This is a genomic window from Ligilactobacillus cholophilus, assembly GCF_030389495.1.
GTDB classification, from domain to species: Bacteria; Bacillota; Bacilli; order Lactobacillales; family Lactobacillaceae; genus Ligilactobacillus; species Ligilactobacillus cholophilus.
In genome coordinates, this window is the sequence record NZ_CP127832.1 from 110,197 (window position 1) to 131,677 (window position 21,481).

A 21,481-nucleotide genomic window follows, 5' to 3' on the forward strand; every position below is an offset into this window, starting at 1 on the left:
ATAAGTACAACTATAATAAATTAAAGAATTATCTTAAAGAGGATTAAAATGACACATAAATATGCAGACGATAGTTTAGCACTTCATACAGATGCGTATGAACTAAATATGATAGAAACATACTGGAGAAAAGGAATTGCAGATAGAAATGCAATCTTTGAAGTTTATTTTAGGGATTTACCATTTGATAACGGCTATGCTATTTTTGCTGGATTAGAAAGAATTATTCAATATTTGCAAAACTTACGCTTTTCAGAATCTGATTTACAGTATCTTAAAGAAGTAATGAATTATGAAGATGATTTTATTGAATACTTACGTAAGTTTAAAGTACGTTTGAGTATACGTTCAATGGTTGAGGGAGAAGTAGTATTTAATAATGAGCCATTAATGCAAATTGAAGGACCACTTGCTGATTGTCAGTTAGTGGAAACAGCAATTTTAAATATTATCAACTATCAGACTTTAATTGCAACAAAAGCAGCACGAATTAGATCAGTTGTATCTGATGATGCATTACTCGAATTTGGTAGTCGTCGTGCTCAAGAAATGGATGCAGCAATTTGGGGAACTAGAGCAGCTTATATTGGCGGATTTGATGCAACAAGTAATTTGCGTGCAGGTAAAATTTTTGGTATTCCAGCTAGTGGAACACATGCACACGCTTTAGTCCAAACATATCAAAATGATTATGAAGCATTTAAAGCTTATGCAGAAACACATAAGAATTGTGTATTTCTTGTGGATACTTATGATACTTTACGTTCTGGTGTGCCAAGTGCAATTCGTGTTGCCAAAGAAATGGGAGATAAGATTAATTTCCTTGGTGTCAGAATTGACTCTGGAGATATGGCATATATATCTAAATGTGTTAGAAAACAACTTGATGCTGCAGGTTTTAAAGATGCTAAAATATATGCATCAAATGATTTGGATGAAAAGACTATTATGAATTTAAAAATGCAACATGCGAAAATTGACGTTTGGGGCGTTGGAACTAAGTTAATTACCGCATATGATCAACCTGCATTGGGAGCTGTTTATAAAATGGTTGCCATTGAAAATAGTCAAGGAGAAATGGAAGATACTATTAAGATTTCAAATAATGTTAATAAGATTTCTACTCCAGGTAAAAAACAAGTTTGGCGTATTACTAAAAAAGCTTCAGGAAAATCCGAAGGTGATTATATTGCTTTAAGTAATGAACAACCACAAAGAAGAAAATCCTTATTAATGTTTCATCCGCAATATACATATATTAATAAAGAAGTAACAGATTTTAATGCTCGTCCATTATTAGCTAATATTTTTGAAAATGGCAAATTGGTATACAAACAACCAAGTCTTGATGAAATAAAGAAATATTCACATGATAATTTAGAGAGTCTTTGGGGAGAATACAAACGCCTTTTAAACCCTCAAGATTATCCTGTAGACTTATCCAAAGAGTGTTACGATAACAAAATGAATATAATTCAAAAAATTAGAGAGACAAATAGTAAAAAGCCAATGCCTAATGACATTTAATATGATTTGGAGTGATTGTAATGCGAAAATTACAAGCTGAGATTATTAATACTTTGAAAGTAAAATCTGAAATTGATCCAAAAGTAGAAATTAGATCATCAATAGATTTTTTGAAAGAATATTTGAAAAAAAATTCTTTTCTTAAGACATTAGTTTTAGGAATTTCTGGCGGACAAGATTCTACTTTAGCAGGGAAACTAAGCCAAATGGCAATTAAAGAGATGCGTGAAGAAACAAATGATGATACATATCAATTTATTGCAGTTCGGCTACCATATGGAAATCAAGCAGATGAAAAAGATGCAATGGATGCAATCGACTTTATCGATGCTGATCAAGTAATGCGTATTAATATAAAAGAAGCAGCTGATAAGATGACAACAGCTGTAGAAGAAAATAATATTAAAATTAGCGATTTTAATAAGGGAAATATTAAGGCACGTGAACGAATGATCGCACAATATGCAGTAGCTGGAGCAACTAGTGGTGCAGTTGTAGGGACTGATCATGCTGCCGAAGCAATTACTGGGTTCTATACAAAATATGGTGATGGTGGAGCAGATATTACTCCTTTATGGCGTTTAGATAAGCGACAAGGAAAAATGATGCTAGCATATTTAAATGCACCTAAGCATTTATATGAAAAAACACCTACTGCTGATTTAGAAGATGAACGTCCTGCATTACCTGATGAAGTTGCTTTAGGAGTAACTTATGATGATATAGATGACTATTTAGAAGGTAAAGATATTGATAGTCATAATGCAGAAATTATAGAAAATTGGTATCAAAAAACAGAACATAAACGACACATGCCAATTAATATTTATGATGAATTTTGGAAATAACGATAAGGATGAATTAAATGAAAAAAATTAGTATGAGCCAATATTTAGGTACAATAAATGCAGTACTTGATAGTACACAAAAAATGAGCAGCAAAATGGATCCATATTTTAAAATTTTTAGAAATGCATTAAATAATAATGAACAAATTGAATCTGCTGATTATGCTGATACAAAAGAAAAGTTTGCTGAGGGCATTAAGCAATATGAAGAAAATTTATCTAAATTAACTCAAGCTAAACCACCAGTAAAAATTATTGGTATCCACAAAATGTTTGTTTCTCATTATCGTGAGTTTGTAAATGCTTGCATAGAAATGAATAAAAGTATTGATTTTGAAAATGAAAGTGTTAATAAAACAGAGTTTGATAATGCAGAACAATTGCAAGAACAAGCAATGGATAAGATTAATTCAAATGTGCAAAAAATAGTACAAAATTTAAGATTGGTTTAATGATAGATAAATTTAAAGTTGGAGGTTGTGACAGATATTGTCATAGCCTCATCTTTTTATTTAAATTTAAATCTAAAGGAAGAAATATAGATGGAACAAAAATGTTTAAAAATAACATATGAAAAATTACCAAAATATCAAGCAAAACAAATCAAAGCGACGTTAAATTTATTGGAAGATGGTAATACAATCCCATTTATCGCACGTTATCGCAAAGAAAAAACAGGAAGTTTAAATGAAGTTGAAATTCATGAGATTCAAGAAACATTTGAACAAGTTGCTAAGTTAGAAAAAAGAAAAACAGATATTTTAGAAAAAATAGAACAACAAGGAAAATTAACTGCACAATTAAAACAAAAAATAAATCTTGCAACAACAATGCAATTGCTAGAAGATTTATATTTACCATTTAAGAAAAAAAGAGAAACTAAGGCAGAAATTGCGAAAAAAGCGGGACTGGAAAACTTAGCATACTATATTTTAAACTTTAATGAACAAATTGAAAATGAGGCTAAAAAATATTTAAATGAAGAACATAAAATTTTAACAGTAGAAGATGCATTAAATGGTGCTCATGAAATCATTACAGAGGCATTTGGAGAAAATGTACAATTACGTGAATGGGTGCGTAACAACACATTTAAATATGGAACTTTAGTTTCTCGTGTTAAAGATAGCGAAAAAGATGAGAAACAAGTCTATATGAATTACTATGATTTTAATAAGAAATTAAATAAATTGGCATCTTATCAAATTTTAGCTTTAGATCGTGGAGAAAAGGAAAAAATTTTGAAATTAAAGATAGATGTGGATGAGAATTATATTTTACATTATTTCCATTCGCGGTTTATTGGTTCAAAAAAAGGTGAAGCAGTTAAATATATTGAACGAGCATATACTGATGCTTATCGAAGATTTATTAAACCAGCTATCGAACGTGAAATTCGTAAAAAATTAACTTCATCTGCTGATGATCAGGCAATTCATGTATTTGGAGATAATTTATATCATTTATTAATGCAGGCACCTTTGAAAGGGAAAATTATTCTTGGATTAGATCCGGCTTTTAGAACAGGATGCAAATTAGCAGTAATTGATTCAACGGGTAAATTTCTAACTAAAGCGGTAATATATCCACATGAAAAGGCAAAAGGACAAAAGCCTAATAAAGAATTACGTAATAAAGCAAAAGAAATATTAAAAAAATTAATTCTTGATTATCATGTTGAAATGATTGCAATTGGAAATGGAACTGCTAGTCGTGAATCAGAACATTTTGTTGCAGAGGTATTAAAAGAAATTGATAATAAGGTATATTATGTAATAGTCAATGAAGCAGGGGCTTCAGTATATTCTGCTAGTCAAATTGCGCGTGAAGAATTTCCTGATTTTAATGTTGAAGAAAGATCTGCAGTAAGCATTGCTAGAAGATTACAGGACCCACTCGCAGAATTAATTAAAATTAATCCAAAATCAATTGGCGTAGGACAATATCAGCATGATGTACCACAAAATAAATTAAATGATCAACTTAAACAAGTTATTGAAACAGCTGTTAACCAAGTCGGAGTTAATTTAAATACAGCTAGTATTCAATTGTTGACACATATTTCAGGATTAAATCAAGGAATTGCAAAAGAGATTGTAAAGTACAGAGATGAGGAAGGCAAGTTTAATTCAAGAGATCAGCTTAAACAAGTACCTCGTTTAGGTAAAAAAACTTTTGAACAGGCAGCAGGATTTTTGAGAATTAATAGTGGCATAAATCCTCTTGATAATACTGATATTCATCCTGAAAGTTATGCGATTGCGGAAAAAATTTTACAGGAAAATAAAATATCTTCTAAGAAGATTGGAACAACAGTTATTAAAGAACAACTTAATAATTTTGATATTCAAAAGTTTGCAAATGAAAATAATGTTGGATATGAAACAGTAAAAGATATTATTAGTGGACTAATTACACCGGGAAGAGATTTTCGTGATACGATGCCAATGCCATTATTAAAATCAGAAGCATTACATATTGAAGATTTAAATAACGGCATGCATTTGCAAGGAACTGTTCGAAATGTTGTAGATTTTGGAGTATTTGTTGATATTGGGATAAAGCAAGATGGGTTAGTCCATATTTCTAATCTAAGTAAATCACGTGTAGAAACTCCACAAGATTTTATTTCTGTAGGAGATATTGTAGATGTATGGGTTAAAGAAATTGATGAAAAGAGAAATCGAATTCAATTAACGATGATAAAACCAGAAGATGAGGAAAATTAAAGAATATGAATTGCAAAAATTAGTTGAGAAAATTTCTTGTGATTATTTTAATGCACCATTTAATCATACAGTAACTTTAAATCAGCGTTTAAGAACGACAGGTGGGCGCTATTTACTGGCTAGTCATAATATCGAAATAAACCCCAAAATTATTGAAAATTATGATAAAGGTGTTCTAATAGGAGTAATAAAACATGAATTATGCCACTATCATTTACATATAAATCATAAGGGTTATCAGCATAGAAATACTGATTTTAAATTATTATTAAAAAAAGTGAATGGTTTAAGATACGCTCCAGCAACTTTAAATACAAAAATTAAAGTTGTTTATGAATGTATAAAATGTAAAAAACAATATCCGAGAAGAAGGCATATAAATACTGATCATTATTGTTGCTCAAATTGTGGAGGAAAGTTAAAAATAATTCAAGAACATTCAAATTAGACTTGTACATGCTAATTTAATTTGATATAATTACTAATGTTGTCGCGGGTATGGCGGAATTGGCAGACGCGTCAGACTAAGGATCTGGTGAGCATTGCGCTCGTGATGGTTCGAATCCATTTACCCGCATAATGTTAGTAATATAAGGAATAACAAGACTCAATTGAGCCTTGTTATTTTTTTAGTTATAATTTAACATCTTAGATAAAATTTTCTTATTTTTAATAAAACTATAGTATATTAATTGCAAAAAATAAATTTATGGTATATCTTTTAAAATGGAATTCGAAAAGGATAGTATAATACTTTGTGTTTTGAGGTGAAAAGAGATGTCAGAAGGAATTAAATTAACTGCAAGTGCGTCATATTTACCAGAACGTGTGGTAACTAATGATGAATTAAGTGAAATTATGGATACTACGGATGAATGGATTCAGGCGCATACAGGAATTAAAACTAGACATTATGCAATTGATGAAGATTCTTCAGAAATGGCAACAAAGGTTGCGTTAAAATTATTAAAAGAAGCTAATGTCGATGCTAAAGATATTGATTTGATTATTTTATCAACAATTTCTCCAGATGCCTTAACGCCTTCAACTGCTGCGTTAGTACAAAAAAATATTGGTGCATCAAATGCTTTTGCATATGATTTATCCGCAGCATGTGCAGGATTTATTTTTGGATATAGTACCGCTGATAAGTTTTTACATAGTGCACAGTATAATAAAGCTATGGTTATCAGTGTTGAAAATAATTCTAAAATGATGGACTTTAAAGATCGTACATCTGCAGTATTTTTTGGCGATGGTGCTGCGGGAGTATTATTAGAAAAAGAACCTAACTCTTCTGATACTTTACTTGCTGAAAAAATGTGTACAGATGGAGATATGGGATCAGTTAACAGTGGTAGAATTAAGCCATTAAGTAAAATTTCAAGTGAAAATTACCCTCAAGCGAAAGCTTTTTATCAAAATGGACCAGCAGTATTTAATTTTGTTACTTCAACTGTAATTGATCATATGAAAGAATTTATGAAACAAAATAATGTTAAACCAGATGATATTGATTTAGTAATCCCTCATCAAGCTAATTTAAGATTATTAGAAAAAATATCTGAAGGGTTAAATATTCCATTTGAAAAATTTGCAGTAAATGTAGATTATGCAGGAAATACATCTTCTGTTGGAATCCCACTAGCTTTGGATGAAGAATTAAAGAAGGGAAATAAGCCTAAAAAAGCATTATTAACTGGATTTGGTGCAGGATTAGTTTATGGAAGTTTATTATTAGATTTGTCATAAGTTAAGTAAAAAAAAGCCTATCATATACGTGATAGGCTTTTTTTTAATATCCAAAATTACCAGTAGTAGTATTACCATTATTATAACCATTGGTATTTTGATTATTATATGTATTTCTATTTTGATTGTATTGGTTATTATATGTATTTGTATTTCCTTGATAACGGTTAGAATTATAATTTGAATTTGTTCCATATGAATCATATGAGTTATATCCATTATTATAAGACGTTGAATCTGTACTTGAAGCAAAAGGTGAATCACTTTCAAAATCATGTGTGGAATCTTTTAACCCTAGTTGATGGCGAATTCTATTTGATGTTTTTTCTTTTTCAGAAGCAGAAACTACTTGATAAGAAAGTCCACCAAGAGTAGCGTCTTCACCTTGTAAAACATATGATTTAATATGATTTCCAGCATCTGCATAATATGATTCGATTAACATAATATCATCATATGAAAGATTTGTTTTAAGATTTCCATTGATACTCTTTAATGTATCATTATATTTTGTTAATGAAGATGCAGACATTGCTTTTTTTATAATTGCAGTAATTATTTGTTTTTGTCTTTTTTGTCGTCCATAATCGCCTTGTGGGTCATCATCACGCATTCGTGAGTATGAAAGGGCTTCTGAACCATTTAATGTTACTTTTTCACCCTTTTTTACTGAAACATTTTCATATGAGAATGTTAGCGGTGAAGTAACAGTTACGCCACCTAATTCATTAATGATTTTAGTAAGTCCGCCCATGTTAATTAACATGTAAAAATTAATAGGGATATCAAGTGTCTTTTCGACAGTTTTAACTGCTAATTTAACTCCACCATATGTATATGCTGAGTTAATTTTGTCATATGAGTTGCCAGTTCCAGAAATTTGAACGCAGGTATCACGTGGAATACTTGTCATTGTAATTTTTTCTTTCTTAGGATTGACCGTTGCTACGATAATAGTATCGGTTCGTCCTTTAAAAGTTCGTCCTAAGTCTCCTGTATCAGTTCCCAATAATAAAATTGAGAAAGGTTTTTTTTGTTTTAAAATTTTTGAAACTTTTTTTGAGTTTGAAGTAGGGGAATAAGCTTCTGAAAGTGTATTCTTAGCAGTATTTAAAATACTAGCCCCATAAATACCAAGTCCATAAAAAGCAATTAAAAGTAAAACTAAAAAAATTGTACATATGCGTTTACGTAAATGGTGCTCATTTTTCTTTCTGTTATATTCTTCTACACGAGAAGGAATTTTATCAAAATCTTCTTGGTTATTATTCATAAAAAGCTCCTTATTAATTTTTTAACTAATCTCTTAAATTATACTAGTAAATTTCTAATTTTTATAATTAATTTGATACTCCTATGAATTATACCAAAAAATTATTTTAAAAAACATGAATAATTTTCGAAATTATATATAGGAGGTTATTTATGTATAAAAGAATATTTTTTACAACATTAATATCAGTATTATTTTTATGTACGTCAAAGGTTCATGCTCAAAGGTTTAATTGGATTGAAGACTTTGATGAAAATATAGATCCGAAAATTGAAATAATATTTGAAGATTCTGATGGAATTGATGATACTTTTATTAATTTTAATTCAAATGCAATTAATGAAACTGGTAATAAGGTGGTTGAGATTGCACAAAATTATATTGGAGTACCATATATTTGGGGTGGTGTATCTCCTAATGGATTTGATTGCTCAGGTTTTGTACAGTATGTATACAATAAAACAGGTAAAAAATTACCAAGAGTTACAACTGAACAAGAGAAGTGCGGACATTTAATTAATATTAAAGATGCTTGTGCAGGTGATTTGTATTTTTGGGGAAAGAGAGGTCACAGTTATCATGTTGCAATTGCATGTGGTAATGGAAAATTTATTCAGGCTCCTGCTCCAGGACAAAATATTAATTACAGTAATATTTTTATTTTTAAACCCGATTTTGCAATACGTTTGGAATAATGTGGACAATATTTTTATTGAAAACTATATGCATTTTGCAATTAATTGTAATAACTATATTATTTAATAAAACATAGTCCTTTTTAGTTATTACGTTTCATTGTGATATTGCTTTATAATAGGATAAAAATTTGGTATTATATTTTTGGTTTAAAACGTAAAAGAAGGTGGACTAATGGTTAAGTTAGTATTATTACGTCATGGGCAAAGTATTGCTAATAAAAAAAATGAGTATACAGGTTGGTCAGATGTTCCATTAACTCCATTAGGAGAAGAACAAGCACGTGCTGCAGGAAGATTGCTGAAATCGACAAATATTCAATTTAGTGATGTTCATACTTCCATTTTAGTTCGAGTTATAAAAACGGCTAATATTGTTTTGGAAGAAATTAATCAATTATTGATTCCTGAACATAAAACATGGCGACTAAATGAACGTCATTATGGCGCATTACGTGGATTAAATAAAGATTATACAAGAAAAATTTATGGGAAAAAACAAGTTGCTTTATGGCGACGTTCATATTATTCTATTCCACCTAAATTAGAACAATTTGATGATGACCGTCGTTATCAAAATATTCCACATGATTTATTACCTTTGTCTGAGAGTCTAGAGATGGCTTCAAATAGAATTTTGCCTTACTGGAATGATGAGATTGCTCCAAGACTAAAACAAGGAAAAAATCAGTTAGTTGTTGCTCATGGAAGCTCACTACGTGCTTTATTAAAATATTTAGAAAAAATAAGTGATGAAGGTATTGATGGAGTGGAAGTATATAACGGTGAACCCATTATCTATACTTTAGATGACAAGACATTAGATGTAGTTGAAAAAGAAGTTTTATCATTCAACGATTAATAAAAAAGACTAGCATGTTGCTAGTCTTTTTTATTAAGCTAAACTCCCCATAGGGTCCCAAGGTGTTATAATTTAATTTTTAAAACCTTGATATATCAATGATTACTTGCTGTTATTTATTTTTGGCTTTGTTATTGGCTAGGTTTAAAAATCTGCATACCTAACTAATTTATTTACAGCCTTCTTCTCTTGTTGCTCATCAATATGTGTATAAATTTGCATTGTAGTATTTAAATCTGAATGTCCTAGGCGTAACTGTGCTTCTTTTATATCAACACCACTTGCATATAATAAACTAGCGTGAGTGTGTCTTAATCCGTGTATGGTTATCCTAGGAATATCAATTCGTTTTAAAATCTGGTCCATCCATTCTTTAGGGGTATAATTAATCAAGTAATGATTACGAGTATTAGCAAAAATTAGTTGCTGGTTATCAGGCTTAATCTTACAATAATTATTATTTAAAAATTGAAAGTAGGACACTTGTTTCTTTTTCCATTCAGATAAAGTTTCAAGTGTCTTTTTGTCTAATGGTATCTTACGAATACCAGCTTTTGTTTTTGGTAACTGTTCAATCATCTTGCCACGATCTCCTTGAGAAAGAGTTTTTGAAATATTCAATATTCCATTCTTAAAATCAACATCAGACCAATAGAGAGCAAAACTTTCACTTTTACGAATTCCAGTAAATGCTAATAATCTAAAATACGTGTATTGTTGGAATTCTTTTTGTTTATCAATAGCATTTAAGAATTGCTCTAGTTCTTTTTTAGTCCAATATTTTCTTCTTGGATGTAAGTTTTCTTGTGGCTTAGGTTTAATAACATCTTCGCATGGATTACGGTCTATATAACGTTGTTTCCGTGCATATTCAAGGATTTTCTTTAAATACTTAAAAGCACTATTATATGACTTATAGCCAGATTTATACCATTTGATTATTAACTCTTGGCAATCTTTGGTAGTTATTTTATCAATGTAATAATCTTTAAGATTAGGTAGTATTTTATTTTTAAAATATCCGTAAGTTCTAATTGTCGTTGACTTACGAACAGTAGTAATATAAATTTCCCACCATTCATTAAATAGTTCTTGAAAAGTGATTTTTTCTTTTGATTTAATTTCACCTTTATCAAGAAATTCAACTTTCAATCTTGAATAAGTGATTTGAGCTTCACTTTTCGTTTTAAATCCACGCCTACGAGTAACTTTATCTTTACCAGTACGTGGATCCTTTCCTAAATACATTTGAAATTGATAACGTGTTTCACCTTTTTTAGTTTTATATTTTTTAAATTGTACCATTTTTTCCTCCGTAATTTTGCACAGGGTCAAGGGCATTATTACGGTTGGAAATGGGGCGACGTCGTCATATTATTACATTCAAAATGGACGATGTCGTCCATTTTTGAAAAATCACGTCTTAATTATTTTTCTTCTTTATTTAATAAATCTAATAATTTTTGAAATGATTCTTTTACATCACTTTCATTTCTATTATCTTCATGCATTATATAACCTAAAAGCACTCTCAAAAATGTTTGTAACGTAGTATAAATTTCATCATTTTCTTTGAATAAATTTATAAAAGTATTAGCTAAGGAATTTAGTAATAACAAGTCTACTAAATTCAATTTATCATTTTTTATTATTTTTATTAAATTTTGCTGTTCTTGAGAAATTGAAGTCATTTGTTGTTCTCGAATTATATTTAATTGTTTAATTAAATTATCTCTAGCAGATTCAATTTCTTTTATTTTTTGTTGTAGTTGTTTTTCTGTAGTTTGTAAGTTTGATAATGATGAATTTGGAACGTTATTAATAAAATCAAATATATCAGTAAAGGGAGCTTCACCATTTGCTAAATAAATCACTGATACATTAAAAAAATTTGCTAAATTTTTTAAATATGAAGCTCTTGGTTTAGATGCATCAGTTTCCCACCTTGAAAAAGTTGCCTGTGTTATAGGTGATAAATCAGTTTTATTTTCTAAATAAGCATTAAATTTTTTTGTTATTTCTTTTTGAGATAATCCTAACTTTTTTCTTTGTAATGCAATTCTATTGCCTAAAGTCTCACTCATAATTTCCTCCAGATGTAATAAATTTTAATACACTTATTATAAATACAATGTAATCAAATGTAAAATAATGTATTTAAATGTATTGACTTATCATTGTTATTACGTTATTATACATTATGCCGAATGAATTGAAAGGGGTAAATCATAATGACAAGCAATAATAAATGGCTTACATATAAGCAAGCAATGGATTATTTACAAATCAGAAGTTATACAACCTTATACAAATTTATTGCTGATGGCTTGAAAGTATCTGAAATTGGTAAAGTAAAGCGTATTTCAACAGAAGCGCTTGATGAATTTATGAATGAACATACGATTTAAATAAACATGCACAGGGTCAAGAGCATTGTTTAGGTTAGAAAGGAACTAAATTAAATGAGTATTGAAGAATTAAATTTACAAAATGAAGCTTTAATCACTTTATTAGATGATGCAATGGAAAGTATTTCACGAACTGAGAATAAGTTAAAAGATTATGAATTTAACCGTTTAGAAAAATCAATTTTTTATATTACTGGACAACTAAGTCAAAATACAAAAGCAATTAATAAATTGATTGAAAAAGAATTATCTAAAAAATAATTATTAATGAGGTGAAAATGATGAATTACAAACGTTTATCAGAAGTATTAAAAAGTACAGCTAATTTAATTGAAGATTTTGGTACAGCTTTAGATTTTGATGATATTGAAACTGATATTTCAAAAGAAGATTTAAAAGTATTTTTAGATATGGCTGATGATATAGAGGAAAAGATGTTAAATGTTGCTCAAGAATGTGGAGCAATTGTTATAGAAAAAAGCCATTAAAAAACAAAAAATCGTGGCAATAACCACGATTACAGCAGATAAATAAAAAATTCACTGAGTTAATTATACCAGAAAAATAAAAATTAGGTAAGGAGGATAAAATGCAATCATTAATAAATTCTGCAGTAGCATACTTTAAAACTGGTATGAATGTTATTCCTATTAATCCGCAAAATAAGCGACCTATGATTAAATTTACAACTGAACCATTAAATACAGAAAGCAAAGTTAAAGATTATTGGATTAAATATCCATACGCTAATATTGCTTTACAAACTAAAAACTTTTTTGTGATAGATGTTGATAGACATGAAGGAGGAAAGAATGGTGTAAGTAGTATAAAATCTTTGCACCATGATGAATGGTTTAAAGGAACATTAGTTCAGAAAACACCACACAACGGTTATCAATATTTTTTCTTAAAACCTGATTGTTTTAAGATTTCACAGCATATTAATTTTTTAGATGGAGTAGATATTAAAGCACACCCTAATAATTACGTAGTGGTTGCTCCTAGCAAAATAAAAGGCAAAGCGTATGAATGGCTAAATCATAATCCAATCATTAAACCTTGTTCTGAATTAGTTAGTTTCATTAAAGAAAAAACGAATAAAGAAAGTGAAACGAATGATTTTAATTTTGATGTTAAGTATAGAAAAAATGCTAAGACAGCATTTAGCAAATACGCACCAATGTTTTTACATGGTTTAGGAGTTAAAGGAACGCGAAATGATAATTTGCATAAATTAGTGTCTTATATGGTTGGATATGGACAAGTTAAACCAACTGACGCATATAAACTTGCTCAGTTAGCGAATAATGCAACAGATGAAAAATTAAATGAAAAAGAATTTGACGCAACATTTAGAAGTTGTTTAAAGAAAGAAGGGTTATTGTGATTAAATTAAAAGAGCTCAAGGAGGCGGAGAAAAAACAAAAAGAAAAAAATAAAAGAAGTGTAATTAGTTGGATTAAAACAGAAAGAGGTAATATTAAAGCTTCCTCACCGACAAATGTAGCGCTTTTTATTGAAAATCAACCTATCTTTGATGGATTATTTAAATTTAATAAATTTACTGGAACAGTTGAATTAACTAAATCAATCTATAAGGATAAATTAAATATTGATAGAAACGAAAACGAAGGATCACTATATGATGAAGTTAATGCTGAAATTAGAATGTATGCTGAAAGAGTAATGAATATTACTTTTACAAAGGACGCCACAGATGATGGAATACAAAAAGTTGCAAGAGATCATTCATACAGTCCAATTTTGGATTATATGAATGAGGCATATAAAGAATGGGACAAGAAATCAAGATTACAACATGTATTTCATGATTTTTTAGGAGTTGAAGAAAATGAAGTAACAGATTTAATAACAAGATTATTTTTTGTTGGTGGAGTGGCAAAAGCATATGATCCGAAAACTAAATTTGATTTTGTTTTAGATTTGGTAGGTAGTCAAGGAACAGGAAAAACTGAATTTTTAAAAAGATTAACGCCTTTAGAATATTATACAGATCAATTTACAAGTTTTAGTGATAAAGATGATATTGCCACAATGGCAAGAAATTTTATTGTGAATGATGATGAAATGGTTGCTACAAATAAGTGTAGTTTTGATGAATTAAAGAAATTTGTTTCATCAACTGAACTTAGTTTTAGACCACCTTATGGACATAGTAACGTTTATAGAAGTAAAGGTTTTATTATGGCACGTACAACCAATAATCTTTATTATTTAAAAGATAAAACAGGAGATCGTAGATTTTTACCAGTTCGTTGCCATCACAACCATAAAAATATATTTACTGAATTTACTGACGAATATGTTAAACAGCTTTGGGGCGAAGCCGTTAATTTATATAAATCTAAGACGGTTGATATATCAGCACATAGTAAAGAAGAAAATGAGTTACTTAATAAACAAAGGAGACAGTTTAAGTATACTGATTTTTTTGATGACGCAGTATCTGATGTTGTTGAAAATTATTTAGCAGATAAAAATTTTATTTCGAATGAAGAGCTATATAAGAAGACAACAGGAAAAGCTTTTTATGATTCTAGAGATAAAAAAGTAACTAATAAAATTAGTGATGTTATGGTAAATGTTTATGATTGGAGAAAATCAAGAAAAACTATAAATGGTAAACAAGTTCGTGGATTTACTAGACAGTAAAGACAGTATAAGACAATAAAATTTTGCTTATTGTCTAGTGGATAATCGTTGTCATATCAATACTTTATAACGATTATTAGACAGTAAGACAGTATATTCAATATAAAAAGTATAAATAATACTATTAACGTATAAATGCGTTATTTGTATATATTACAGAAAAATTACTGTCTACTGTCTAGAAAAGTGTTGAAAGTGTTGTTAAATCAACGATAAACGACTAGACAAAGAAATGTTTTAAGTGTCTATGTATCAGTTCACTGTCTAATTACAGAAAGGAAAGATAAAAATGATACAAGTAAAAGAATTTAGGGGTAGAGATTTAGTAGAAAATATTAATTTGTTTTTAAGTGCTAATCCACGTTATAAATTGATTGATATTAAATATAATCAAGGATTTTATGGAACGTTAGAAGATATTAGTTCATCATCTCAAGCATTGGTTATTTATGAGGTAAGCGGCAATGAAAGTAATTAGATACGTAGATAAAAACATAATAGAAAACATTAAGAAGAATATTAAGGATAAAGAAGAACAGATCAGTATATTAATAAAATTACTTGAATGGTATAATCATGAACATTCAATAATTTTCAATAAGAAACACAAAACACGCAAAGAATTAAATCGCCTTAAAGTTTTGGAAGAACGACAAAAAGTATTAGCTGATATGGCTATGGAATTAACTAATGAGCTGAAGGAGATGTAAAGATGTGGTTGTTTTAATTATTATTTTTATGATAGTAAATTCTTTTATAATGAATTATTTCTTTGACAAAAAACAAAGAAATAATATTAAACAATGTTTAAAATGGACAGTAATTGATTCTGTGTTATCGATTATAGTAATGCTTGCGTTGTATTATGGGGTGATTAAATGAAACAGTATCAACTATCAAGATTAAAGCATACAGCAGAATTTGGAATATATGACTATCAAGAAGGAGCAAATGGTATAACAGTAGAAGTTTTTAAAACATTATTTACTAAGCGTTTTGGCTATGTAACTCAAAGTATTAATAGTCAATTATCAAATACAGGATTAAGTCAGACTTATCAAATTGCTATCTTTGTAAAGCATGATAAAAGATTGAAAGATACTTTAATAGTTAAGATTGATGAAGAAGAATATAAGATTGCTACCTTGAACATTGATGATAGTTTGAATGGTTATGATACATTGACATTGAAAAAGAAAACAGGGATAGGATGAAACCAGTTAAACAATGCGAACATGCAGGTTGTACAGTATTAGTTCCTTATGATGTTAAGTATTGTGAAGCACATAAGAAACAAGCAGAGAAAGAACGATACAGTTATCGTATGAAGCGTGAAGGCAAATATCAACGTTTCTATAAAACAACAGCATGGAGAAAATTATCACACAGTTACATGATTGCTAATCCATTATGCGAATGGTGTTTGGAAGATGGTATTATGCGAAAAGCTGACATTGTAGACCACATTGAACCAATCAGAGAAAATTGGAGCAAGCGATTAGACAGAAATAACTTACGAAGTCTTTGCAATTCTTGCCACTGGAAAAGACATCATAAAAAATAAACAGGGGGCTATAAATTTTTTACGCAGGAGCGGACACGGACTTTTCTGTGAATAAAAATCCCTTTAAAATAAAAAATTTTTTATAATCCTAGATTAAAATAAGTATTTCTTATTTAAATTGTACTTTTTATAAAAAAATGTTATAATAATTATATGATAGAGAGAATGTGGGAAAACGTTGTTACATTGTAACAGCGTTTTTTTGTTAATAAGTGAGGTGAGAAGATGAGTAGAAATGTAAAAGCATTAGGAGATATGACAAAACATTTAACCAATGAAGAAAAGGCGCAACGCAAAGAAATGGAAGAAACATTAAACCAATATTCTAAATTGGATATTATGCCACCTGATTGGTTAACTGATTATGCTCTTGAAGAATGGAATAGAGTAACACCAATTTTATTAAAAGAGACGCCTGTTAGTGAATTAGATAAAGGATTATTAGTTGCATATTGTGAAACATACTCTTTAATTAAAACATGTACCTTAGCAATAAAAAAAGAGGGTACAGTGGTTGGTGGTAAGGAAAATAGAAATTTACGTTTACGAGAAAAAGCAGTTAAGGATTTAAGATCTTTAAGTAATGATTTAGGATTGTCAATTTCATCAAGAGCAAAGTTAGCTTTAAATAAAGCACAGGAAATTGAAAAAGATGAGATTGGTGATTTACTTGAATAATCGTGTGCAAGAATATGCTGATAAAGTTTTAAATAATGAAATCATTACATGTACAAAAGTTAAACAAGCGTGTGATCGTTTTATTAAAGATTTAGCAAAACAACGGACAAAAGATTTTCCTTATTATTTTAATGAAGAGCTAGTAAATAAAATATTTCATTTTGTCGAGCTTTTACCAAGGACAGATGGTAAACCATTAAAGCTTGAATTATTTCAATGTTTTATTCTAGGTAATTTGTATGGTTGGCGTTCTGTAAAAGATGACTCACGTCGATTTAATCGTTGCTTATTATCTTTTGCCCGTAAGAATGGTAAAACGTTCTTAATCGCAATTATGGGCATAATTGAACTATTGCTTGAAAAAGACCCACCTAGAGGTAGACAAGTATTATTTACTGCTAACAGTAGTAAACAAGCACATTTAGCATTTGATATGATGGCAGACCAATTACATTTGCTTAGTGGGCAATCAAAAATTGTAAGACAAAGAGTAAAGATTAATAAACAAATAATTGAAGATCGTAAAACAAATTCATTTGCTGTTCCGCTTGCAACTGATAAAAGTTCACTAGATGGTTATAATCCCACTCTAGGCGTTGTTGACGAATTTCACTCAAGTAAAAACCGTGATATTATAAACGTTTTAAAATCTGGTATGGTTCAGCAGCCTAATAGTTTATTAGCAATTATTTCAACAGCTGGATTTAATACCAATTCGCCTTTTAAAGAAGAATGCGATTATGTTTCTGATATATTATCAGGTGAAGAACAATCAGACCGTTATTTTGGTGTTATTTATACTCTAGATGATAAAGAAGAGGTTAATAATCCTGATTGTTGGATTAAAGCTAATCCTTTGTTATCAAATAATAAAGTACGTGATACTATGTTTGAACAAATTAAATCAGATGTTGAAGTTGAGATGAAACAAGAGAACATGGTAAACGTAATGGTTAAAAATATGAATGTGTTTATGCAAGCTCAAGAAGATAGTTTTATTAGTGCTTCTGATTGGGAAAAGGGCAAAACAAAGAGACCTAATATAAAAGGCAAAGATATTTATATTGGAATTGATTTATCTAAAAGTAATGATTTGACCGCTGTAAGTTGGATTATTCCAATAAATGGGAAGTTCTATTGTGATTCTCATTCATGGGTTGGTACTCATTATGGTCTTGAAAGTAAAATAAAGCGTGATGGAATTGATTATATTTCATTAGAACACAAGGGTGAATGTACAATTACAAAACTGGATAGTGGAGTAATTGATTATGATGATGTGTTTAGTTATGTTCAACGTTTAATTTTAGAAAATGAATTAAATGTTAAATATATTTGCTATGATCCATGGAATTTTGCACCATTACTTACTAAATTTGAAAAAGAGGGTTACCCTTTATTTGAAGTTCGACAAGGTACAAAAACAATGAATATACCAACACGAGACTTTAGAGAAAAATTATATAATGGAAAAATTAAACATTATAATAATAAAATTCTATCTTATTCAATAAGTAATGCAATTTTAAAAGTTGATAATAACGGTGTGATTATTGATAAGGCTAGGAATAGCAATCGAATTGACCCAGTTGACGCATTATTAAATGCTTATGTGGCATGTATGAATTATTTTGATAATGAGGAGGCGAATAAGCAACGTGAAGAAATTATTAATCAAGGTGCTTTCATTTTTTAAGAATTATATTCAAACCATTCTCTTAATTTTGGGAATGGTTTTTGTTATGTTTGGATGTTTTATTAATTTTGGTGTGGGTACGGGAATGATAGTTACAGGCACATTAATAATTATGCTTGCTTTCATTATCAATTACAACATGAAAGGAGGCGAATAAGGTGGCTTTTTTTAAATCTAATACAAAACAAACTACATTAACAGATGATCCTGTTTTTAATGCTTTAATTTCATATACAGATACAGGAGGCGAGTACGTTTCTCCTGTTGTATTAAAAAATAGTGATATTTTTAGTGCAATAAATATTATTGCTTCTGATGTTGCCAGTAATGAAGTGTATTGTGATACTGAGATATTAACAAAAATGGTTAATTTTAAACCATGTAGTTATATGGACGGTTGGCATTTCAAGTATGCGTTGTGTGCGAATATGCTTTTAAATGGAAATGCTTTTGCATTGATTGAGAATAACCATAATTTACGTTTTGTTCCTAATTCTCAAATGGCAGTATTACAAGATGACGTAACTAATGAAATTTCATATCAGTATACTCCAGAGAATGGCAGGAAAAGAGAATTAAAAGCTAAAGATGTTTTACATTTTAAATATTCAACTATCAACGGAGTAACCGGAATTAGTCCATTATATTCATTAGCAAATGAAAGAGAAATTCAAGGCTTAGCTAATAAGTTACTTATTGGATTTTTTAATAATGGTGTGATTGGTGCAAAAGTATTAAAAGTAAAAAATACTGATTTAAATCAAGAAGCTTTAGATAATATAGCTGAAAGATTTCAAAATTTAAAATCAGGAAAAGCAGGGATTGTTGCTCTTGATGACAATATGGATTTACAAAATCTAGAAATCAATTCAGATATTTTAAAATTAGTAAATTCAAACGATTGGACAACAAAGCAGATTGCAAAAGCTTTTGGGTTACCACCTGAAAAATTAGGTGTTGAAAATGAACATAGCAACCAACAAATGAGTAACTTGCAATATTTACAAGGATCATTACAAAAGTATTTTGATTGTTTTACATCAGAATTAACTTTCAAACTTGGTAGTAATTGGAAATTTGATACTAGCAAGTTATTATCCTTAGATCCTACAACACAGCAAAATAATGCGATTGAGGGATATACAAATGGTGTACTTACATTGAATGAAGCACGCGCAAAAATTGGAATGCCAGAAGTTGATAATGGAGATAGTTTTATAGAAAGGAATGATATAAATGAAACAAGATCGCAGATTGACACAACAAGCACAAATGAAAGCGAATGATGTTCCAACAGATAGCTCTAATGATGAAAAAGAAGAGCAAGACGAAAATAAAGAAACATCAAAAGTATTATCTGGTTATGCTATTATTTGGAATACACCAAGCAAAGATTTAGGCGGATTTAAAGAAGTCGTAGCACCTAATGCTTTAGATGATGTAGATTTATCTGATGTTTTAATGTTGAACAATCATGATTTTACACAGGTTTTAGCAAGTGTAAAAGCTGGAACATTAGAATTAGAACCAGATGATAAAGGATTACATTTTAAAGCTACTTTGCCAAATACATCATTTGCTAATGATGTTTATGAAGAAGTTAAAAGTGGTAATGTTGATGCTTGTTCATTTGGTTTTGAAGTAAATGATGGTGGCGATACATGGACTAAAGATGATGAAGGCAATATTACACGGACAATTAATCAAGTAAAGAATTTATTTGATGTGTCTGTGGTTGCTATACCATCTTATGATGATACAAATGTCCAAGTTGACACACGTAGTTATGAAAAATTTATAAATCAAGGAAAAGAGGAAAATAATATGAAAAAGAAAATCTTAGATAATGAAGAAAAAACAGAAACACGCTCATTTGAAGAATATATTCGTAGTCGCGGTGAATTTCGTGATGGTGTTACAACGCAAGGTGCAAGTGCAGTTATTCCTGATGAAATTATTACACCAGTTTTTGAATTAAAGAATTCAACATATGATTTAGCAAAAATTTGTACAGTAAAACAAGTTTCAAACGGTCAAGGACATTATCCAATTGCAACTAATCCTCAAAGTGCAATTCTAGCCACTAAAGAAGAATTAGCAGAAATTGGTGATGTTAATGCTAACATGTTCCAAGATGTGAAATTTGATGTAAAAACACGAGCTGGTAAGATTGCTCTATCAAATGAAGTTATTGAAGATAGTGCAGTTGATATTGTTTCAGAAGTGAAAAATCAATTACAAAAATTAGTTCAAAATACTAATAATAAAAATATCATTGATTTATTAACTGGTTCATCAAGTCAATTTGCTAAAACAACAGCTAAAAACATTGATGATTTAAAGAAAGTATTTAATGTTACTCTTGATCCTGCTTTGAGTAAAACATGGGTAGTAAATCAAAACGGATTTAATTTCCTAGATACATTAAAAGATAATGAAGGACGTTACTTATTACAACCTGATGTAACAGCACCAAGTGGTTTTAGTTTATTAGGTGCGCCAGTGATGGTAATTTCAAATACAATTTTATCTGATAATTCAGATGGTACATCACCTGTTTTAGTTGGTGATTTTGCTCAAGCTTTAGTTGTATTTGAAAGAAATCAAGTTACAGCCCAATGGGATAAATTTGATAGCTTTAGTGAAGGGTTATCAGTTATCTTACGTTCAGATTATGAAGTTATTGATAAAAGCGCAGTTGTAAATATTGCATTAACAACAACCACTGCTGAAACTGCAAAATAATTAAAAAGTAGGGCTTAGGTTTTACCTAAGC

24 protein-coding genes and 1 tRNA gene are annotated in these 21,481 nt (G+C 29.4%); 22 read left to right on the forward strand and 3 right to left on the reverse strand.

The window, feature by feature from the left end:
- The first annotated feature begins 48 nt into the window (after positions 1 to 48).
- The 7 genes from QPK35_RS00550 (at position 49) to QPK35_RS00580 (ending at position 6,856) form a co-directional block, all read left to right on the forward strand.
- Positions 49 to 1,527, forward strand: a complete 1,479-nt coding sequence (locus QPK35_RS00550; protein WP_290033532.1) for a nicotinate phosphoribosyltransferase — start codon at positions 49 to 51, stop codon at positions 1,525 to 1,527.
- A 20-nt stretch (positions 1,528 to 1,547) separates the two neighbouring features.
- Complete coding sequence (gene nadE, locus QPK35_RS00555) at positions 1,548 to 2,375, forward strand: NAD(+) synthase (RefSeq protein WP_290033533.1); 828 nt, start codon at positions 1,548 to 1,550, stop codon at positions 2,373 to 2,375.
- A 17-nt stretch (positions 2,376 to 2,392) separates the two neighbouring features.
- A complete protein-coding gene (locus QPK35_RS00560) occupies positions 2,393 to 2,827 on the forward strand; it encodes a hypothetical protein (RefSeq protein WP_290033534.1) in 435 nt (144 codons plus the stop codon).
- Between the two features lie 90 nt (positions 2,828 to 2,917).
- Positions 2,918 to 5,104 carry a Tex family protein gene (locus QPK35_RS00565; RefSeq protein ID WP_290033535.1) on the forward strand — a complete coding sequence of 729 codons (2,187 nt, stop codon included), beginning with the start codon at positions 2,918 to 2,920 and terminating at the stop codon, positions 5,102 to 5,104.
- Positions 5,100 to 5,552, forward strand: coding sequence for a SprT family protein (locus QPK35_RS00570; protein WP_290034223.1), 453 nt, complete (start codon positions 5,100 to 5,102; stop codon positions 5,550 to 5,552). The genes QPK35_RS00565 and QPK35_RS00570 overlap by 5 nt, the downstream gene beginning before the upstream one ends.
- Positions 5,553 to 5,596: 44 nt before the next feature.
- Positions 5,597 to 5,681, forward strand: a tRNA-Leu gene (locus QPK35_RS00575).
- A 200-nt stretch (positions 5,682 to 5,881) separates the two neighbouring features.
- A complete protein-coding gene (locus QPK35_RS00580) occupies positions 5,882 to 6,856 on the forward strand; it encodes a beta-ketoacyl-ACP synthase III (protein ID WP_290033536.1) in 975 nt (324 codons plus the stop codon).
- Positions 6,857 to 6,899: 43 nt separating this feature from the next.
- Here QPK35_RS00580 and QPK35_RS00585 read toward each other — a convergent pair whose 3' ends face one another.
- The gene (locus tag QPK35_RS00585) at positions 6,900 to 8,129 is read right to left on the reverse strand and encodes an LCP family glycopolymer transferase (RefSeq protein ID WP_290033537.1); all 1,230 of its coding nucleotides are present in this window, start codon (positions 8,127 to 8,129) and stop codon (positions 6,900 to 6,902) included.
- Between the two features lie 152 nt (positions 8,130 to 8,281).
- On the opposite strand from QPK35_RS00585, the gene QPK35_RS00590 reads away from it, so the two are divergent.
- Together QPK35_RS00590 and QPK35_RS00595 are read left to right on the forward strand one after the other, a co-directional pair.
- Positions 8,282 to 8,824 carry a C40 family peptidase gene (locus tag QPK35_RS00590; RefSeq protein ID WP_290033538.1) on the forward strand — a complete coding sequence of 181 codons (543 nt, stop codon included), beginning with the start codon at positions 8,282 to 8,284 and terminating at the stop codon, positions 8,822 to 8,824.
- A gap of 175 nt (positions 8,825 to 8,999) precedes the next feature.
- On the forward strand, positions 9,000 to 9,686 hold the full coding sequence (locus QPK35_RS00595) for a 2,3-bisphosphoglycerate-dependent phosphoglycerate mutase (RefSeq protein ID WP_290033539.1): 687 nt from the start codon (positions 9,000 to 9,002) through the stop codon (positions 9,684 to 9,686).
- Between the two features lie 144 nt (positions 9,687 to 9,830).
- On the opposite strand, the gene QPK35_RS00600 is transcribed toward QPK35_RS00595, so the two are convergent.
- A complete protein-coding gene (locus QPK35_RS00600) occupies positions 9,831 to 10,991 on the reverse strand; it encodes a site-specific integrase (protein WP_290033540.1) in 1,161 nt (386 codons plus the stop codon).
- A 122-nt stretch (positions 10,992 to 11,113) separates the two neighbouring features.
- Positions 11,114 to 11,770, reverse strand: a complete 657-nt coding sequence (locus tag QPK35_RS00605; RefSeq protein ID WP_290033541.1) for a helix-turn-helix domain-containing protein — start codon at positions 11,768 to 11,770, stop codon at positions 11,114 to 11,116.
- Positions 11,771 to 11,917: 147 nt separating this feature from the next.
- On the opposite strand from QPK35_RS00605, the gene QPK35_RS00610 reads away from it, so the two are divergent.
- The 13 genes from QPK35_RS00610 (at position 11,918) to QPK35_RS00670 (ending at position 21,450) form a co-directional block, all read left to right on the forward strand.
- Entirely contained in the window at positions 11,918 to 12,094 is a 177-nt protein-coding gene (locus QPK35_RS00610) for a helix-turn-helix domain-containing protein (RefSeq protein ID WP_290033542.1), read from the forward strand.
- A 54-nt stretch (positions 12,095 to 12,148) separates the two neighbouring features.
- Entirely contained in the window at positions 12,149 to 12,355 is a 207-nt protein-coding gene (locus QPK35_RS00615) for a hypothetical protein (RefSeq protein ID WP_290033543.1), read from the forward strand.
- A 20-nt stretch (positions 12,356 to 12,375) separates the two neighbouring features.
- Entirely contained in the window at positions 12,376 to 12,582 is a 207-nt protein-coding gene (locus QPK35_RS00620; RefSeq protein WP_290033544.1) for a hypothetical protein, read from the forward strand.
- 101 nt (positions 12,583 to 12,683) lie between these two features.
- Positions 12,684 to 13,481 (forward strand): bifunctional DNA primase/polymerase, encoded by a 798-nt coding sequence (locus tag QPK35_RS00625; RefSeq protein WP_290033545.1) that lies wholly within the window; start codon positions 12,684 to 12,686, stop codon positions 13,479 to 13,481.
- On the forward strand, positions 13,478 to 14,767 hold the full coding sequence (locus QPK35_RS00630) for a VapE domain-containing protein (RefSeq protein WP_290033546.1): 1,290 nt from the start codon (positions 13,478 to 13,480) through the stop codon (positions 14,765 to 14,767). Before QPK35_RS00625 ends, QPK35_RS00630 begins: the two co-directional genes overlap by 4 nt.
- Before the next feature lie 289 nt (positions 14,768 to 15,056).
- Positions 15,057 to 15,245 (forward strand): sporulation protein Cse60, encoded by a 189-nt coding sequence (locus tag QPK35_RS00635; RefSeq protein WP_290033547.1) that lies wholly within the window; start codon positions 15,057 to 15,059, stop codon positions 15,243 to 15,245.
- Positions 15,232 to 15,477, forward strand: a complete 246-nt coding sequence (locus QPK35_RS00640; RefSeq protein WP_290033548.1) for a hypothetical protein — start codon at positions 15,232 to 15,234, stop codon at positions 15,475 to 15,477. Before QPK35_RS00635 ends, QPK35_RS00640 begins: the two co-directional genes overlap by 14 nt.
- Before the next feature lie 168 nt (positions 15,478 to 15,645).
- Positions 15,646 to 15,981, forward strand: coding sequence for a head-tail adaptor protein (locus QPK35_RS00645; RefSeq protein WP_290033549.1), 336 nt, complete (start codon positions 15,646 to 15,648; stop codon positions 15,979 to 15,981).
- The gene (locus QPK35_RS00650) at positions 15,978 to 16,331 is read left to right on the forward strand and encodes an HNH endonuclease signature motif containing protein (RefSeq protein WP_290033550.1); all 354 of its coding nucleotides are present in this window, start codon (positions 15,978 to 15,980) and stop codon (positions 16,329 to 16,331) included. Before QPK35_RS00645 ends, QPK35_RS00650 begins: the two co-directional genes overlap by 4 nt.
- A 225-nt stretch (positions 16,332 to 16,556) precedes the next feature.
- Positions 16,557 to 17,009, forward strand: a complete 453-nt coding sequence (locus QPK35_RS00655) for a phage terminase small subunit P27 family (RefSeq protein ID WP_290033551.1) — start codon at positions 16,557 to 16,559, stop codon at positions 17,007 to 17,009.
- On the forward strand, positions 16,984 to 18,705 hold the full coding sequence (locus tag QPK35_RS00660; RefSeq protein ID WP_290033552.1) for a terminase large subunit: 1,722 nt from the start codon (positions 16,984 to 16,986) through the stop codon (positions 18,703 to 18,705). Before QPK35_RS00655 ends, QPK35_RS00660 begins: the two co-directional genes overlap by 26 nt.
- Before the next feature lie 158 nt (positions 18,706 to 18,863).
- A complete protein-coding gene (locus QPK35_RS00665) occupies positions 18,864 to 19,991 on the forward strand; it encodes a phage portal protein (protein WP_290033553.1) in 1,128 nt (375 codons plus the stop codon).
- Entirely contained in the window at positions 19,942 to 21,450 is a 1,509-nt protein-coding gene (locus tag QPK35_RS00670) for a phage major capsid protein (protein ID WP_290033554.1), read from the forward strand. Before QPK35_RS00665 ends, QPK35_RS00670 begins: the two co-directional genes overlap by 50 nt.
- The last annotated feature ends 31 nt before the right edge of the window (positions 21,451 to 21,481 follow it).

What these genes read in the sequence shown, in the direction of transcription:
- QPK35_RS00550 (WP_290033532.1), top strand. Translation starts at nt 49, where the DNA reads ATGACACATAAATATGCAGACGATAGTTTAGCACTTCATACAGATGCG.
- nadE (WP_290033533.1), top strand. Translation starts at nt 1,548, where the DNA reads ATGCGAAAATTACAAGCTGAGATTATTAATACTTTGAAAGTAAAATCT.
- QPK35_RS00560 (WP_290033534.1), top strand. Translation starts at nt 2,393, where the DNA reads ATGAAAAAAATTAGTATGAGCCAATATTTAGGTACAATAAATGCAGTA.
- QPK35_RS00565 (WP_290033535.1), top strand. Translation starts at nt 2,918, where the DNA reads ATGGAACAAAAATGTTTAAAAATAACATATGAAAAATTACCAAAATAT.
- QPK35_RS00580 (WP_290033536.1), top strand. Translation starts at nt 5,882, where the DNA reads ATGTCAGAAGGAATTAAATTAACTGCAAGTGCGTCATATTTACCAGAA.
- QPK35_RS00585 (WP_290033537.1), bottom strand. Translation starts at nt 8,129, where the DNA reads ATGAATAATAACCAAGAAGATTTTGATAAAATTCCTTCTCGTGTAGAA.
- QPK35_RS00590 (WP_290033538.1), top strand. Translation starts at nt 8,282, where the DNA reads ATGTATAAAAGAATATTTTTTACAACATTAATATCAGTATTATTTTTA.
- QPK35_RS00595 (WP_290033539.1), top strand. Translation starts at nt 9,000, where the DNA reads ATGGTTAAGTTAGTATTATTACGTCATGGGCAAAGTATTGCTAATAAA.
- QPK35_RS00600 (WP_290033540.1), bottom strand. Translation starts at nt 10,991, where the DNA reads ATGGTACAATTTAAAAAATATAAAACTAAAAAAGGTGAAACACGTTAT.
- QPK35_RS00605 (WP_290033541.1), bottom strand. Translation starts at nt 11,770, where the DNA reads ATGAGTGAGACTTTAGGCAATAGAATTGCATTACAAAGAAAAAAGTTA.
- QPK35_RS00610 (WP_290033542.1), top strand. Translation starts at nt 11,918, where the DNA reads ATGACAAGCAATAATAAATGGCTTACATATAAGCAAGCAATGGATTAT.
- QPK35_RS00615 (WP_290033543.1), top strand. Translation starts at nt 12,149, where the DNA reads ATGAGTATTGAAGAATTAAATTTACAAAATGAAGCTTTAATCACTTTA.
- QPK35_RS00620 (WP_290033544.1), top strand. Translation starts at nt 12,376, where the DNA reads ATGAATTACAAACGTTTATCAGAAGTATTAAAAAGTACAGCTAATTTA.
- QPK35_RS00625 (WP_290033545.1), top strand. Translation starts at nt 12,684, where the DNA reads ATGCAATCATTAATAAATTCTGCAGTAGCATACTTTAAAACTGGTATG.
- QPK35_RS00635 (WP_290033547.1), top strand. Translation starts at nt 15,057, where the DNA reads ATGATACAAGTAAAAGAATTTAGGGGTAGAGATTTAGTAGAAAATATT.
- QPK35_RS00640 (WP_290033548.1), top strand. Translation starts at nt 15,232, where the DNA reads ATGAAAGTAATTAGATACGTAGATAAAAACATAATAGAAAACATTAAG.
- QPK35_RS00645 (WP_290033549.1), top strand. Translation starts at nt 15,646, where the DNA reads ATGAAACAGTATCAACTATCAAGATTAAAGCATACAGCAGAATTTGGA.
- QPK35_RS00650 (WP_290033550.1), top strand. Translation starts at nt 15,978, where the DNA reads ATGAAACCAGTTAAACAATGCGAACATGCAGGTTGTACAGTATTAGTT.
- QPK35_RS00655 (WP_290033551.1), top strand. Translation starts at nt 16,557, where the DNA reads ATGAGTAGAAATGTAAAAGCATTAGGAGATATGACAAAACATTTAACC.
- QPK35_RS00660 (WP_290033552.1), top strand. Translation starts at nt 16,984, where the DNA reads ATGAGATTGGTGATTTACTTGAATAATCGTGTGCAAGAATATGCTGAT.
- QPK35_RS00670 (WP_290033554.1), top strand. Translation starts at nt 19,942, where the DNA reads ATGAAACAAGATCGCAGATTGACACAACAAGCACAAATGAAAGCGAAT.